This is a genomic window from Pseudoalteromonas sp. ASV78, assembly GCF_047806705.1.
GTDB lineage: Bacteria > Pseudomonadota > Gammaproteobacteria > Enterobacterales > Alteromonadaceae > Pseudoalteromonas > Pseudoalteromonas prydzensis_A.
Genome location: NZ_JBLOPA010000001.1, coordinates 1,173,324 through 1,189,556 on the forward strand (window position 1 = coordinate 1,173,324; position 16,233 = coordinate 1,189,556).

The 16,233-nt window shown below is 41.1% G+C and carries 15 protein-coding genes; 13 read left to right on the plus strand and 2 right to left on the minus strand.

Features of this window, described 5'->3' with window-relative positions:
* Nucleotides 1-81: 81 nt before the first annotated feature.
* Together ACMVDV_RS05330 and ACMVDV_RS05335 are read left to right on the plus strand one after the other, a co-directional pair.
* Complete coding sequence (locus ACMVDV_RS05330) at nt 82-675, plus strand: inner membrane-spanning protein YciB (protein WP_416157440.1); 594 nt, start codon at nt 82-84, stop codon at nt 673-675.
* A 60-nt stretch (nt 676-735) separates the two neighbouring features.
* A complete protein-coding gene (locus ACMVDV_RS05335; RefSeq protein ID WP_416157441.1) occupies nt 736-1,377 on the plus strand; it encodes a CPBP family intramembrane glutamic endopeptidase in 642 nt (213 codons plus the stop codon).
* A gap of 61 nt (nt 1,378-1,438) precedes the next feature.
* On the opposite strand, the gene ACMVDV_RS05340 is transcribed toward ACMVDV_RS05335, so the two are convergent.
* A complete protein-coding gene (locus tag ACMVDV_RS05340) occupies nt 1,439-2,863 on the minus strand; it encodes a sodium-dependent transporter (protein ID WP_304185500.1) in 1,425 nt (474 codons plus the stop codon).
* Nucleotides 2,864-3,075: 212 nt separating this feature from the next.
* Between ACMVDV_RS05340 and ACMVDV_RS05345 the strand changes: the two genes are divergently transcribed.
* From ACMVDV_RS05345 to ACMVDV_RS05365, 5 genes are all read left to right on the plus strand, one after another.
* A complete protein-coding gene (locus ACMVDV_RS05345) occupies nt 3,076-3,378 on the plus strand; it encodes a YciI family protein (RefSeq protein WP_304185502.1) in 303 nt (100 codons plus the stop codon).
* Nucleotides 3,379-3,595: 217 nt separating this feature from the next.
* Nucleotides 3,596-3,859: a PepSY domain-containing protein gene (locus ACMVDV_RS05350; RefSeq protein ID WP_304185504.1), complete on the plus strand. Its 264-nt coding sequence runs from the start codon at nt 3,596-3,598 to the stop codon at nt 3,857-3,859.
* A gap of 3 nt (nt 3,860-3,862) precedes the next feature.
* Nucleotides 3,863-4,537 (plus strand): response regulator transcription factor, encoded by a 675-nt coding sequence (locus ACMVDV_RS05355; protein WP_016709350.1) that lies wholly within the window; start codon nt 3,863-3,865, stop codon nt 4,535-4,537.
* A complete protein-coding gene (locus ACMVDV_RS05360; protein WP_416157442.1) occupies nt 4,531-5,868 on the plus strand; it encodes an ATP-binding protein in 1,338 nt (445 codons plus the stop codon). The genes ACMVDV_RS05355 and ACMVDV_RS05360 overlap by 7 nt, the downstream gene beginning before the upstream one ends.
* Nucleotides 5,855-6,262, plus strand: a complete 408-nt coding sequence (locus tag ACMVDV_RS05365; protein WP_304185509.1) for a hypothetical protein — start codon at nt 5,855-5,857, stop codon at nt 6,260-6,262. The genes ACMVDV_RS05360 and ACMVDV_RS05365 overlap by 14 nt, the downstream gene beginning before the upstream one ends.
* 12 nt (nt 6,263-6,274) lie before the next feature.
* Here the strand turns inward: ACMVDV_RS05365 and ACMVDV_RS05370 are convergent, their stop codons facing one another.
* On the minus strand, nt 6,275-7,306 hold the full coding sequence (locus tag ACMVDV_RS05370; RefSeq protein WP_416157443.1) for an AI-2E family transporter: 1,032 nt from the start codon (nt 7,304-7,306) through the stop codon (nt 6,275-6,277).
* A gap of 130 nt (nt 7,307-7,436) precedes the next feature.
* Here ACMVDV_RS05370 and ACMVDV_RS05375 point away from each other — a divergent pair, with 130 nt between their 5' ends.
* The 6 genes from ACMVDV_RS05375 to ACMVDV_RS05400 all read left to right on the plus strand — a co-directional run bounded on the left by ACMVDV_RS05375 (nt 7,437) and on the right by ACMVDV_RS05400 (nt 16,174).
* Nucleotides 7,437-8,330 carry a TIGR01777 family oxidoreductase gene (locus tag ACMVDV_RS05375; protein ID WP_416157444.1) on the plus strand — a complete coding sequence of 298 codons (894 nt, stop codon included), beginning with the start codon at nt 7,437-7,439 and terminating at the stop codon, nt 8,328-8,330.
* 119 nt (nt 8,331-8,449) lie between these two features.
* Nucleotides 8,450-9,580: a GGDEF domain-containing protein gene (locus tag ACMVDV_RS05380; protein WP_416157445.1), complete on the plus strand. Its 1,131-nt coding sequence runs from the start codon at nt 8,450-8,452 to the stop codon at nt 9,578-9,580.
* A 281-nt stretch (nt 9,581-9,861) separates the two neighbouring features.
* Nucleotides 9,862-12,834 carry a TonB-dependent receptor gene (locus ACMVDV_RS05385; protein WP_416157446.1) on the plus strand — a complete coding sequence of 991 codons (2,973 nt, stop codon included), beginning with the start codon at nt 9,862-9,864 and terminating at the stop codon, nt 12,832-12,834.
* Between the two features lie 90 nt (nt 12,835-12,924).
* Nucleotides 12,925-14,478, plus strand: coding sequence for a tryptophan halogenase family protein (locus ACMVDV_RS05390; protein WP_416157447.1), 1,554 nt, complete (start codon nt 12,925-12,927; stop codon nt 14,476-14,478).
* Entirely contained in the window at nt 14,475-15,977 is a 1,503-nt protein-coding gene (locus ACMVDV_RS05395) for a tryptophan halogenase family protein (RefSeq protein ID WP_416157448.1), read from the plus strand. Before ACMVDV_RS05390 ends, ACMVDV_RS05395 begins: the two co-directional genes overlap by 4 nt.
* 65 nt (nt 15,978-16,042) lie before the next feature.
* Nucleotides 16,043-16,174 carry a hypothetical protein gene (locus ACMVDV_RS05400; protein WP_416157449.1) on the plus strand — a complete coding sequence of 44 codons (132 nt, stop codon included), beginning with the start codon at nt 16,043-16,045 and terminating at the stop codon, nt 16,172-16,174.
* Nucleotides 16,175-16,233: the final 59 nt, after the last annotated feature.

The window sequence follows — 16,233 nt, forward strand, 5'->3', positions numbered from 1 at the left end:
CACTAAGTCAACCTTGTAAATAACACAATAAGTTGATACAACCTGTGCAATTATTTTTTAGCATCACATTTTGAGCAGTATATGCATGCATTAATCGAGTTTATTCCGCTAGTTTTATTTTTTGCGGTCTTCAAGTTAGTTGATATTTACTGGGCAACAGCGTTATTGATGGGCACCACGCTTATTCAAGTTGCTTATTGTTATTTTAAAACAGGCAAGGTACCAACACGGCTGTGGTTATTTTTTGCCATCGCCGTCATTTTGGGCACGTTAACACTCGTATTTCATGATGAGCAATTTGTAAAATGGAAAGCCACAATCATTTATGCGGTGTTGTCTTTAACATTATTGATCAGCCGCTACTTTATGGGCAAAAATCTAGTCAAACAAGCACTGAGTGCGGTGTTAAATAATGCCACAGAGACAGAGCAAGCCATTAGCGTACCTGAACCACTGTGGGACAAACTCAACCTACTTTGGATAGCGATCACAGCAGCAATAGCAGCGCTAAATATTTATATCGCCTATAATTTCTCTCTCGATTTTTGGGTTAACTTTAAAGTATTTGGGCTGATGGCTATTACCTTTATCAGTATTTTTGCCACTATCATCATGTTGTATAAATATTTACCTGATGAAGACGAGCCTAACAGCGACGATAGCAAGCCTTCTTAATGTCATAAATCTGTCGTCTGAGCTTGATAGTCTATTATACAAAATCATGCTGAGACGACCTTGAACGCCAATCAATACCGCTGGTTTGAATTTACACTGATCTTTGTTTGCCTGCCTTTGTTGGGTTTTTACCTTCGCGCTCACCTTGCTAATTGGTTGATCCCCGCACTCATTGTATTAATGAGCGTCTGTGGCATGTTGCTACTTGGCGATCCTCACTTTAAGCGCTTTAGGCTCACCAGCTTTGGTGAATTTTCTGCCGTGAAACGTCGATTATTTAGTTTCTTTTTTATTGGCGCGCTCTTCTCTGGGGTATTTTACGGGATCATCAATCAAGGTAATTGGTTTTTGTTGCCGCGTAACTCGTTCCACGACTGGCTGATGTTGCTAGCGTTATATCCGTTATTATCGGTGCTGCCGCAAGAATTAATATTTCGAACCTACTTTTTTCATCGCTATAAACGCATCATGCCAAAGAAGAGCGTACGCATCGTGATCAGCGCCACTGTGTTTGCATTAGCGCATATTGTTTATGCTAACTGGGTGGCAGTTCTACTGGCATTTATTGGTGGCTTATTGTTTTCATTTACCTACGCACAAAGTCGCTCTACCTTTGTGTGTGTGATTGAGCATAGTTTATGGGGACTGTGGATGTTTACCTTAGGCATAGGCCAGTATTTAGATTCTGCCGCAATGGCCTAACGTTAGCTAATAAAAAACCGTGCTGCTCAGCACGGTTTTCTTGATAAACAGTCACAACTGGTTAAAAGCCGAAAATACTCATCGCAAAAAACTTAGTGGCTACGGTATTTACAAATATCAGCAGTAAAATGACTGGAATAAAAGTTGAGAGTGAAAAATTAACGTATTTTTCAGTAAAACTGCCCGCATACCCTGGACACCCTTGGCTTAGCTCTTCACTTAAACGTACTTTTTTCCAGCGATACATCACAAATAAACACACCATTAACCCATTCAGCGGTAATATAGTGTCGTAAAAAACATCATAAACGATATCAAACAAACTTTTCGAACCACTGCCATAATTAGTGAATGACGTTAAGCTCTCGACCATACCAAATGACATGGTACAAAGTACGGTAAGCAAGCCAATGCTGCCCGTTAAAATCAATAATGCCATTTTACGGCTAATGCCTTTACGGTCACTTAGTGTTGCGGTTGGTACTTCAACAATCGATACCAACGACGTAATGGCGGCAAAAAATACTAATAAGAAAAATATAAATGCCACTATCGAGGCACCGATATAACCAATATCGGTTTGTAACGCGAGTAAGATTTTCGGCAAGAATTCAAAAATCATCGACACTGAAGAATCTGATAACTTAGCCGGATCAGTATCGGGGTTGAAACTAAAAATCGCCGGTAGCACCATTAAACCGGCAATAAACGCCACCAATGAATCCGTTAATGCGACCATTTTAGCACTGCCCACAATGTCATCTTGTTTCGAGATATATGATGCGTATGTCATCAAAATACCCATACCTAATGATAGCGAGAAAAACGCTTGCGCTAATGCACCGTTCAATACACTGGCATTCATTTTGGTAAAGTCAGGAATAATATAATACTTTACACCCGCCATCGCATTATCCAGTGTCAACACATAAACCACCAATGCAATTAGCAAAACAAACAGCGCAGGCATTAAGAATTTAGCAGCTTTTTCAATGCCTTGTTTAACACCGCCAACTAAAATTAAGTTCACTATGATAGCCACTGCCGCCATATAACCAAACACGCTAGAGCTGTTAATAAACACCCCAAAGCTTTTTGGATCAGCCAACACATCTAAGTTACCAATGGCAACTTGGCTCAAATAACCAAAAATCCAGACCGTTATTACCATATAGAAAACGGCTATCATAAACGGTGTTAATACCGCTAAAAAACCAGCAAAGCTCCACTTTTTATCATTACCCGATAATAATTTATACGAACCAAGTGGATCTTTTTGCGCTTGGCGACCCATCGCCATTTCGGCCATCATCACCGGTAAACAAATAAACACCACAAATAACGCATAAACGAGTAAAAATGCACCGCCGCCATTTTTTGTAGCTGAGACAGGAAACCCAACCAAATTACCAATACCTACCGCTGAACCAGCAGCCGCTAATATGAATCCGAGGCGGGAGCTAAAATGCTCACGAGTATCGCTCATTTAAAAACCTTATTATTATTTTCTATCATTCAAGCGACTCTACCAGTGTTGCAGTGAGCTTTTCAAGCAGATTCCGTTTAAAAATAGTTTAGTGCTGTAAACCCGCTTATTGATTGACCACAAAGCGAAAACTAATCGTAATTTATTCGCCTATTAAATCTGCTGTGCTAGTATCAAAACAATTTCATACTATTAATATTAGAGAATACGCCATGTTGTATATGATTTACTCAACTGATGTTGAAAATAGTTTAGAACACAGAAAAGCCGCCCGTCCGGCTCATTTAGCACGCTTACAAGCATTAGATGAACAAGGCCGATTATTTACAGCAGGCCCGTTACCAGCGATTGATAGTGCGGATCCAGGTGAAGCTGGTTTTACTGGTTCTTTAGTGATTGCTGAGTTTGACTCTTTGGAAGCCGCCCGTGAATGGGCTGCTGCAGATCCATACGTTAGCGGCGGCGTTTATGATAATTCAGTAGTAAAACCGTTTAAAAAAGTGTTCCCTAGTTAAATAAAACCAACAACCAGATAGAATATTAGTCTTTATTTGACCAAGATATTAATTCAATTGCTATAATCACTTTGCACCAAATCACAATAATTCAGTGTTTGTTCACGGGTTGTTAATTAAGATCCGTTGTATTGAATCATAGAATTTAGTGGTTTTACTTGAATTTTAGCTACTTGGTTCATTACACTATTCAGGTCTGGTTTAGGAGTCTCCCATCATGCGTACTGTGTTAGCTCTCAGCGTCGCCATCATTGTGCTATTTTTGAGTGTTTGTTCGACTAATAGCCAAGCTGCACCTCAAGGTAACAAAACTGAGATCAATAAAAAACAAGCTGTTGAGCTTGCTAAAAAAACCGAAGATGGTAAAACTCTTAAAATTACCGTACTTAACGATATTTATACCGTAAGAATTTTAAAATCGGACGGCCATGTCGTCGACGTTCATGTCAATAAAAAGACCGGCGAAGTGAAAAAGGATTAATAAATGCGAATTTTAGTAATTGAAGATGATTTACACTTAGCAGATAACTTGCGTAATGCATTGGAAAAAGAGCGCTACAGTGTTGACCTTTGTCATGATGGCGAAGCGGGTTTATTCCACATCACAGAATACCCTCTTGATATGGCTGTGGTTGATTTAGGTTTACCAAAAATAGACGGTATTGAGCTTATCAATAAAGCCCGAGCCCAAGGGATCACCATTCCAATCCTTATTTTAACAGCACGAGATCGTTGGCAAGACAAGGTTGAAGGGTTGGATGCCGGTGCTGATGACTATTTAACAAAACCATTTCATGTTGAAGAGTTAATCGCTCGTTGTAACGCGCTTATTCGTCGCAGTGCAGGTAAAGCAAACCCAGAAATGACGGCCGGACCAATTAAAATTCACACCCGTTCACAACAAGTGTGGGTTGATGATAGAGAGTTAAGTCTGACCGCCTACGAATACAAAGTACTTGAGTATTTAATGGTTAATCCACAAAAAGTGATCTCTAAATCTGAGTTGACAGAGCATATTTATGACCAAGATTTTGATTTAGATTCAAACGTAATCGAAGTATTCGTATTGCGCTTACGTAAAAAGCTAGATCCTGATGGCACACTTAACCCTGTAGAAACACTGCGCGGACGCGGTTACAGGCTTAAAAGTCAGTGGTAGCATCGCAAATACCGTTAAAAGTAAGGCAAGGATTTATCCTTGTCTTTGTTTTATTAGTCGCCTTACCTATTTTGTTTTTCTCAATTGGCAAGGCGTACTATGCATCATTAGTAGAAGCCACCGAAAAAACCCTCGAAGCCCATTTATATTCATTAATTTCAGAAGTCGATTTTACTGAGCGCGGTATTATTATGCCAAGCACGATTTTAGCGCCTGAGCTAAATCGTTTAAACTCTGATACCTATGCAATGATTTATCGTGATGAACAGCCTGTTTGGCACTCTGAATCCGCGGTAAATGTAAACTTTGTGCCTGACGAGATAGAAACCAAAGCCGGTGCTGCCGATTTTCGTCGCGTGGAATATAGAAATAACGTGTACTGGCAACTCAGCTTAACTGTTATTTTAAATAATATTGATCAATCCGAACAGGCCCGGTTTATTTTATTAAGACGCAATGATGCCTTATTACGGTTAATGGATGGTTTTAAACAAACCTTAGTAAACTGGATGTATGTCATGGGTGTTGCCATTGCAGCATTAATGGCGATAGGTTTTGTGTGGAGTGCGCGACCATTACAACGCTTGGATAAAGAAATAAAAGCCATTGAATCTGGTGATATTCAAGAAATTAAAGGGTTGTACCCTGTTGAACTGCAAACAATAAAAGCCGATTTAAATTTACTGCTCGAAACTCAACAACGTCAAAAAGAACGCTACCGTGCCTCACTAAGTGACTTAGCGCATGCTTTAAAAACGCCCCTTGCGGTACTTAAATCAAGTCCTTTGGCAAATGATGCTGACGCACAAGAACAGCTTGATCGTATTAATGTGATGATCGAGCATCAATTAAAGCGCGCAGCAAGCGGTGCTTCCGATACCTGGAAAAAGCAAACTGTCATTAAACCTGTACTCGATTCAATTCTCAATGCAATGGGCAAGGTATATCGCGATAAAGACATTATTTTTACCTGCGACGTCACTGAGAAAAACTATTTTTTAGGGGATAAAACCGACCTACTCGAACTACTAGGCAATTTAATTGATAATGCCTGTAAAGCTTGTCGCTCACAGGTCGATATACAAGTAGTCCAAAAACGCACTCTGGCAATAACAATTAGTGACGATGGCCCAGGTGTCCCCGTTGATAAACGCCAGTCGTTACTCACCCGAGGTACTCGCTTAGATACCTACGAAAGCGGTCACGGCGTGGGAATGGCAATTGTGTCAGACTTAGTAAAGTCGTATCACGGCACCCTTACTATTTTAGATGCTGATACGTTAGGTGGCGCAAAATTTATTTTAGAGTTTAATTATAATGATAAAAAATAATCGGCGTTTGGTAAGCTGCACACTACTTTTACTGCTTAGTGCTACAACACAGGCAGATGAGCCATGCAGTTTAGTTGATCAAGCAACCCCTGATGAAGCCAAAAGCTATCTGCAATGTTTAGATAAACAAATAGCAAACTTAACGCGCATCCAGCAAACGTGGGTAAATAAGATCACCTTAGATCTAAATAACATTGAAGCAGAAACCGGTAACACACAGTTGTTACCGATTTTCAAACGCAGCATGGCAAGCCAAAGCAAATATTTAGAAGATAGCTGTAAGTGGCGCTATTTACAAAAGATCCCCAACGGAACCCAAGCTGCAATTGTCTATAAGCGCTGTGAATTACGTATTTTAGAGCAGCACATAGCGGTATTAAAGCAGCCCATTTAACCTAAAAAAAGGCTATTCCTCTAATTCTTCACCATTACCTAATAAAGTTGCCAGCCAGCGCCCTTCTTCACTGGTTTCAAGCGCTATTTTAACGATCATAGTCAACGGCACTGATAACAACATACCAACCGTGCCCATCAGCCAGCCCCAGAATATTAATGATAAAAATACCACCAATGTTGACAGTCCTAAGCCTTTGCCCATGTATTTAGGCTCAACAATATTGCCCATTACTGTATTGATAGTTAAATAACCAAGCCCCACCATACTTGCAACAAACGGTCCTTGCGTGATCAACGCCAGCAATACCGCAGGCACTGCGGCAATGATAGAACCAATATTAGGAATATAATTAAACATAAAGGCCATCACAGCCCATAATACAAAGTAATCAACATCTAACAACCACAGCAAGCTACCGGCAAGCACGCCAGTGCCTAAACTGACGACCGTTTTAATTGCTAGATAGGAATTAATTGACTCCAAAAAGCGATCAATTTGTTGCATCTTACGATCAGGGTCATCTAGCGCCATGTGTATTTTATGGCTGAGCATTGGCCCTTCAAACAACATAAACACCACAGTCAAAATAATTAAAAATAAATTGGCCATAACGCCACCTAACCCGGTGAGCATGCCGGTCGCAACATCAATGATTTTGCCTGGGTCAAACATGGCAATTATTTGTTCTTTATTGATCAAGATGTTGTATTTTGCTGCCATATCCACGAGCAAAATAAACTGTTCTTTAAGTTGGGCTTTATATTGTGGCAATTGCTGCGAAAAATCAGTTAAGGATTGCCCCACTAAGCCCGCTAAACTAACGCCAATGCCAACCACCATCAGCATTACCAACATGATTGCCAAACCTTTCGGGATTTTATAGCGGCCAAAAAAACTTAATAATGGATTGCAAATAATGGCAATAAACGCTGCCAATACAAACGGAATAACAATCACACTCGCTGCTTTTACTCCTGCCAATACAATCACTAACGCTGCAAAAATAACTAAACTTCGGTTTACCCCAGTTAAACTAGCCAAACGACGATCCTTGAAAATATAAACTGCACTTAGTGTATGTGAAAAGTAACGAGAATGAAATCATTGCAAAGTGATCAAAGCCGTCTATGGTACGTATAAGATACTTACAGTCTTTAAAAAGGTCACTACCATGCATATATTCATTACTGGCGCCACCGGCTTAATAGGCAGTCACTTATGCCCGTTGTTACTTGCAAGCCATCAGCTAACAGTATTATCACGCGACCCAGCTAAAGCAACACGACTACTTGGCTCAGCTATCACGGCGATAGATTCACTAGATAAAATTGATTTCAATACAGTTGACTGTGTAATTAACCTTGCTGGAGAAGCCATTGTAAATAAGCGTTGGAGCAACAAACAAAAGCAACGCCTGCTTGATAGTCGAATTCAACTGACTCAGCAAATAAGCACAGCGATACAGCATAGCCAAACACCACCCCATACGTTTATATCCGGTAGTGCAATTGGTTTTTATGGCCGTCAAGACAATACGCCTATTGATGAAAGTTTTACCGCTGTAACCCCTGAATTTAGCCATAAACTATGTGCTCAGTGGGAGCAAGCGGCATACGCGGCCCAATCTGCTAACACCCGCGTGTGTACGCTGCGCACAGGAATAGTATTAGCCAAACAAGCGGGCGCATTAGCGAAAATGCTGCCGCCATTTAAATTTGGCTTAGGAGGGCCAATAGGCAGTGGTGAACAAGGCATGTCGTGGATCCATATTGATGATATGGTGCAGCTGATATTATTTGTATTAGTGACCATGGAGCTCAGCGGTCCAATTAATGCCACGGCACCAAACCCGGTAAGCAATAAAGAATTCAGCCGCCAATTAGGCAAAGCCCTGGCACGCCCTGCTGTTATCCCTATGCCTAGTTTTATACTTAAGTTAGCTATGGGTGAAATGGCCGATTTATTGCTTTATGGGCAATTTGTTGTGCCTAACAAAGTACTGGCGCAGCAATTTAGTTTTAACTATCCAACATTACCAAAAGCACTTGAAAATTTATTAACCTGAGTGCGTTGATCAGTCCCTTTTTATTAGCTTGCTATTCGTTAAATAGTACATAATAATTAACAATCAGTTCAAAACATACAATAAAGGCGACTAGGCTTGGCGCATAGGAAAGACCACAGATGATGCATTTGCCCACTATCATCATCATTTCCATAATACTTAATACCATCATTAGCTCATTTTTGATGTCTTTGTATGTGCTCAGAAAACAAAAAACCTATTTGTATTGGTGCTGCTCTTGTTTAATTTTTGTGTTTGCTCAAGTCACTGCTGCACTGCGGGCATTTATTGATTTAAGTTTTGTCACTCACTACATAGCAGATCTATTTATCATCGCCGCGCCTTTGGCGGCAATACTCGGAATACATGCATACAACAGCACCGAGCAAAACAAATTCACCGCATGTATTGCGGTATTACTGGCATCAATGATTATTCTACTCCCTATTTATAGTTCGCCCATTGGACAACTTTATACCACAGTGGTGATCGCATGCTGCTTTTGTTATGCCGCCTATGCATTAAACAAATTGCACTTAGGTCGCATTAGCCACTTTTTACTGTTACAAATTTGTTTTGTTGTACATGCCATAATAATGTTTTGCCAAGCCGCACTGTTACTTTCTGCAGCAACAGCATTGCTCGATACTCAGCAAGCCCTTGCAATAATTTTAATTAGCCACATTGTGATCTCCACCTGTACGGCGTTAGTCTGGCCTGTTTTAATGTTTTTAGAATCAGAGCAAGTGTTAACCGATTTAGCAAATTTAGACCCTCTCACAGGGCTGCTTAATCGACGCGCATTTTTAAACCTCAGTGCCACACATCTACAGCAGGCCAATGATTGCCAAAAAGAATTGTGTGCACTGATGATTGATATTGATTTTTTCAAAAAAGTGAACGATAAATTTGGTCATGATGCAGGCGATGAGGCTTTAAAATGGGTTGCCAAACAAATTCAAGCACAGCTAAGAGAGCATGATATTGTTGGCCGTATTGGCGGTGAAGAATTTGCGATTTTACTGCCTAATACATCTGAAAAAAATGCCCAGGCTTTATCCGAACGGATCAGACTTACGATCAATAACCAACTGTTTAACTATAAGCAACAAAGTATTTCTTTGTCACTCAGCATTGGCGTCATAAAACGCTCTACAGGCAGCAATATCAATGACTTACTTGCGCAAGCAGATAAAGGTTTGTATCAAGCAAAACATAATGGCCGCAATCAAGTTGTTGTGGCTATTTAGCATTGTCATTTATTCCCCCAGCTTATTTCCCTTTTTAACTACAGCCTGTAGTAATTTTAAAGTTATTTATAATTAAAGAAAAACATTAAGATACATTTTAGATACAATTTTATTTCAATTAATTAAACACACTTGTTGACGTAACATAAAAATTGCACTAGCCTTCTCTGGAAGCGCTCCCACAAATACTCACAGCCATTTCTGGAAGCGCTTCCACACACGATAATACCGCTATCAATAAAAGCGGTTAATAATAATGATAACAGTACGAGGGAAACCTAATGGCGAGTCATATTTTACAAAAAACAAAGTTAGCGACCAGCTTATCTTTGATTTTAGGTGCAGCAACCACACTATCGACCTATGCAGCTGAAGTTGCTAAACAAGAAGAGTTTGAAGTAATTCAAGTCACTGGTTTTAAAGGTAGTATTAAAGAATCCACGCAACTAAAACGTTATTCATCAGGCGTTGTTGATGCAATATCTGCTGAAGACATTGGTAAATTCCCTGATACTAACCTCGCAGAATCTTTGCAACGTATTACTGGTGTATCGATTGATCGTAGCAACGGCGAAGGTTCTAAAGTAACCGTCCGTGGCTTTGGCCCTGATTATAATATGGTGACGTTAAACGGTCGTACTATGCCAGCGGCATCACTGCCTGCAGGTGGCGGTGCACCAAACTCTCGCGCTTATGACTTTGCTAACCTTGCTTCTGAAAGTGTTAAATCGGTTGAAGTATATAAAACCGGTAAAGCCAGTATTGCATCAGGTGGTATTGGCGCAACAATCAATATCAACACAGCTCGCCCACTTGATAATCCAGGCTTAATCGCTAATGTTGGTGTGAAAGCACAGCACGATACTACCAACCGTGTTGGCGATGATGTTACGCCAGAAATTTCTGGCATCTTCAGCTGGACAGATGAAGATGCTAAATTTGGTGCATCGCTTACCGCCAGTATGCAGCAACGTGATAGCTCTGCTACGGGTGCATTTGTCGGCGAGTGGCGAACCACCGAATACGATGGCACAATTCTACAAGCAGCTGATGACATTGTGCTAGAAAACGCCCCTGCCATGGGCCAATATTATTCTATGCCATCAGATTTACGTTACACAATTGCTGACCGTGAACGTACCCGTACTAATGCACAACTTACCTTGCAATACAGCCCTGTAGACTCACTCACTGCAACGCTTGATTATACTTACTCTCAACAAGAGTTATTTGAAGCGCGAGCAGAGCAATCAATTTGGATGGATAACTATAAAACCCAGTTAATATTTGATGATAATGACGTTAAAACCCCTATTTATTACCGTGAAGAACGTCGTGATTTAGCAACCCGCGATTTAGGTTTAGCATTACAAGAACAAAACCAAGTAAATGAAAATAAATCGCTTGGTTTAAATCTTGAGTACTACTTTAGCGACCAACTTCGTTTTATGTTTGACGCCCATAGCTCAAAAGCCACCAGCAAACCCGATGCGCCATATGGCAGCTGGATAAATGCCGGTTTAGGCGCAAATGTGGTTGCGGCACAACAGGTTGATTTCAGCAAAGAGCTGCCATCTATGATTATCGATTTTGATGACTGTAGTCGTGCAAACCTAAACTGCTCAGGCGCATTAGAGCAAGCTGATGTAGGAACCTCTATCTTAGATGCAAACTTTGCCAGCCAAGAGTCAACCGTTGATGAGTTTCGTCTACAGGGTAACTATGTAATGGACAACGCCAGCATAGATTTCGGTATTGAATCGCGCTCTATGGAAAGTCATTCTTTACAATCGCTTACCCGTAATACCATGGGTAACTGGGGCATTGAAAACCCAGGCGAACTACCTGATGGCTATTTAGATCCAACTAATTTTTTAGCTGAATTTGACGATTACGATACCAGTGGCTCATTTGATCAAGGTTTTACCGGAAGTGCTTCACAAATTGGTTATTGGGCAGCAGAGCAATATGGTTTTAATTTTGCTGCGGATGGCGCATTTGCAACCAACCGCACAATTGAAGAAGATATCAAGGCAGCCTTTGTACAATACAACTACAGTAACGAAATTAGTGGTATGCCATTTAATTTAGTAATAGGTGCTCGTTATGAAACAACCGATATTACTTCAACTGCTAATATTGATTTACCGGATGCTGTGGCATGGGAAGGTAACAACGATTTCAATGTACGCTACGGTACCAATAAAGATGATTACTCTTTAAGTTCCAGCTATAACCACTTTTTACCCAGCTTAGACTTTGACATTAATGTGGTTGAAGATGTCACGCTGCGTGCTTCTTATAGCACAACGATTGCCCGCCCTACTTATGATAATTTAAGCTCTGCGGCAACCGTAGGTGTTCCAACAGGCCCGAGTATTATTCCAGGCACTACCAATGCACCCGCTGCGACGGGCAACCCAGGGCTTGTGCCACTAGAATCTGACAACTTTGATGTTTCTGCTGAATGGTACTTTACTGATCTAAGCTATGTGTCAGTAGGCTACTTTAATAAAAAAGTGGATAACTTTATTGGCCTATCGCCAATGACACAAAACTACTATGGTTTACGTGATGCATCAGCAGGCCCGCGCGCCGAAGCTGCAAGAGCGGAGCTTGAAGCAAGAGGCTTAGCATTTACCGATGCAAACTTATTCCAAATGGTCGCCGCAATGGAAAACGGTGTTGCTTTTGACTCAATGAGTTATGAAGAGTTTGAAGCCGCCTACGATGTTTTACCAAACAGTGATGACCCACTAATGGACTTTACAGCGCAGGTGCCAACCAATAACAAAGATGCCAAAATCGATGGTTACGAGTTTGCAGTACAACACTTTTTTGGCGAAAGTGGTTTTGGCCTGCAAGCTAACTACACCATTGTAAATGGTGATATCGACTTTAATGTAGCAGCGGATCCAACAACCACACAATTTGCACTGGTGGGGTTAAGTGATACCGCTAACTTCATAGCTATGTACGAAAACGATAAGTTTCAAGCACGTATTGCCTATAATTGGCGTGATAAGTTCTTAAATAGTGCAGCACGTTATGTTAATGAGCCAAGCTTCACTGAAGAGTATTATCAAATCGACTTTAATATTGCCTATAACTTCAATGAAAAAATGTCATTCTTCGTTGAAGGGCTTAATATTACTGAGCAAAACATGCGTCAGCATGGCCGTTACCAAGCTCAACTATGGAACTTGGAGCAAAATGGCGCGCGTTATAACATTGGCATGCGCTATAACTTTTAAGTAATGGTATTTACTCAGCAAATCAATGAGTATCAAGCCGCTACCTGTTAGCGGCTTTTGTCGTTCAAATTAGACATAGAAGAGCACACAATGAATAACAACATCCAACACATTGTGGTACTAGGCGGTGGTGCTGCAGGCTGGCTAAGTGCAGGGTTGCTTGGCGCTGAGCATCCTGATAAACATATCACCCTGATTGAATCTGCCACTATTGCTATTTCGGGTGTCGGCGAAGGCACTTGGCCATCAATGCGAAATACGCTAAAGCGCATCGGTATTAAAGAAGTCGATTTTTTAAAGCATTGTGATGCGTCATTCAAGCAAGGCTCTAAGTTTATAAACTGGCGCAATTTAAATCCGGGTGAAAACTACTATCACCCTTTTATGACGCCACACGGCTATTTAGCAACCAACCTGCATGCTTATTGGCAACAACATGCTGCAACACAAAAATACGCTGACGCCTTAAATATGCAAAGCTTTGTTTGCCAAGCAGGTCTTGCTCCAAAACAAGTCACCACACCAGAATATGCAGCGGTGACTAATTACGGTTATCACTTAGATGCTGGTAAATTTGCAAGCTTTTTAAAAAACCATTGCCAAAACCAGCTGGGCGTAAGCCATATTGTCGATGATGTAGTGGCTGTAAATAATGACAGTGACGGCTATATTCGCTCATTAACAACTAAACTGCATGGTGAAATAACGGGTGACTTATTTATTGATTGCTCTGGTGCACGCGCTCGCTTAATTGCTGAGCATTATAATGCAGCGTTTATCAATCAACAGCATACCCTGTTTAATAATACTGCTATTGCCGCACACCTTCCGTATGCAAATGAACAACAAGAGATTGCTAGTGCAACGTTATCAACGGCGCAGTCACATGGTTGGATCTGGGATATAGGCTTACCTAGCCGCCGCGGTATTGGTTATACCTACTGCGATAAATACTGTGACGAGCAAACTGCAATTAATACCTTAAAACGCTATGCTGCACAATCGGTAGGCGCAGAACTTGCCGAGCAACTACAAACCCGAAAACTGAGTTTTACCCCCGGCTACAGAAAACAATTTTGGATAAAAAACTGTCTTGCTGTTGGCATGTCGCAAGGATTTATAGAGCCGTTGGAAGCATCAGCGCTTGCGATGGTAGAGTTATCGCTAACGATGTTAAGCGAACAAATGCCGCAAGACCGTAAGCATATGGCCTTATTAGCGACTCGGTTCAATCAACGCTTTAGTTATCGCTGGCAACGAGTGATCGACTTTTTAAAGTTACACTATATCTTAAGTAAGCGTGATGACAGCCAATATTGGCAGGATATAAAAACCGCAGCAAGTACCCCACCCCGTTTAGCAGAACTTATGGAACTTTGGCAATATCAACCACCCAGTCGCTTTGACTTTATTGAAAATGAAGAAATATTTCCTTCAGCAAGTTACCAATATGTACTGTATGGCATGGGGTTTAATACCGAAAATAATAAAGCCAATAATGCGTTTAATAACCCTGAAACGGGTCACTACTTTTATCAGCAAAACCGTGAAAAAATAGCGCAATATTTACACGCCCTGCCAACAAATCGCGCATTATTAAAGCAACTGATTGAGCAAACAACTAACGAAAAGGCCCTGCTATGAAGCACAATAACACTATTCAAAACGTAGTAATAGCTGGCGGCGGCACTGCCGGTTGGATGGCCGCGGCTGCACTGAGTAAATTAGTCGGTAAAAATATTAATGTCACCTTAATTGAATCTGACGAAATAGCCACGGTTGGCGTTGGTGAAGCGACAATTCCGCCCATTCGCACCTTTCATAAATTGCTCGGTATTAATGAACAAGAATTTATGCAAGCCACTCAAGCGAGTTTCAAATTAGGCATTAGCTTTGAGAACTGGGGGCAAACAAATACACAATACATTCACTCATTCGGTATGACCGGTAAAGAGTGTTGGGCTGGTGAATTTCATCATTTTTGGCTACACAGTTTATCGTTAGGGTTAGAGTCTGAATTTGGTCAATACTGCTATGAACTGCAAGCGGCCAAGCAAAATAAGTTTGCCTTTAGTCAACAAAACCCGATTAACTATGCATTTCACATGGATGCGAGTCGTTATGCATTATTTTTACGTGAATTTACACAACAATTGGGGGTTACTCGCCGCGAAGGTAAAATTACTCATGTAAATAAATGCCCTAGTTCAGGCTTTATTAACAGCTTAACCCTTAGCGATAACAGCACAATAGCGGGTGATTTTTTTATTGATTGCACGGGCTTTCGTGGCTTACTAATTGAACAAGCACTGCATACCGGTTATGAAGATTGGTCTCATTTTCTGCCCTGCGACAGCGCCATTGCAGTGCAAACAACCGCCGTTGATGAGGATATAAAACCCTACACCCGCGCCATAGCCCACGATGCAGGCTGGCAATGGCAAATACCGCTACAACAGCGTGTTGGTAATGGTTTAGTTTATTGCAGCCGTTATTTAGCGGATGATCAAGCAAAGCAGTTATTGCTTGCAAACATTCAAGGTGACACTTTAACTGAACCAAAAATCATCAAGTTTAAAACCGGTCGCCGGCGTAAAGGTTGGAATAAAAACTGCCTTGCCTTAGGGCTTGCCAGTGGCTTTGTTGAGCCGCTCGAATCCACCAGTATTCACCTGATCATGTCGGGAATTATTCGCTTTATGCGGCTATTTCCGTTCAATGGCATTACCGAGCAAGCAGTCAGTGAATATAACAAGCAGCTAAAAAGTGAAATCGAAAATATTCGCGACTTTATCGTGTTGCATTACAAAGTGACTGATCGCACCGACAGTGAATTTTGGCGCCACTGTAATAGCATGGAGATACCCGACACCCTAGCGCATAAAATTAGCTTATTTAAACACACAGGACGGGTATTCTTAGATGATGGCGATATCTTTCGAGTCGACTCATGGGTGCAAGTAATGCTTGGTCAAGGCATTAAACCTGAGCAACATCATTTAATTGCCAGTTTAATGAGTGATGCAGAGTTAACCCGTTTTCTAAGTAGCATTAAACAGCAGATCACGCAACGGGTGGCAGCACTGCCATCCCATAAAACGTTTTTACAACAATATTGCCCTACTGATCTGAAGCAGCCATAAAACGATGAAAACAGCCCTTTGCATAATGCTTGGTAAACACAGCTAACGTTGTTGGGGGTAAGTGTTTGATCATTTTTATATACCTAGCATTTATCAGTGATTGGTTTAACAGCGTTGGCTGGGGAATAGTACCGTTGCCGCTAAATCAGCGTGCCGCTTTTGCTATGACCAATAAACAAGTATTTATTGTTATCTAAATTTAACTATTGACCTGCTAAGAAATAGTCACTAACCTAAATATGGAAGCGCTTCCCGA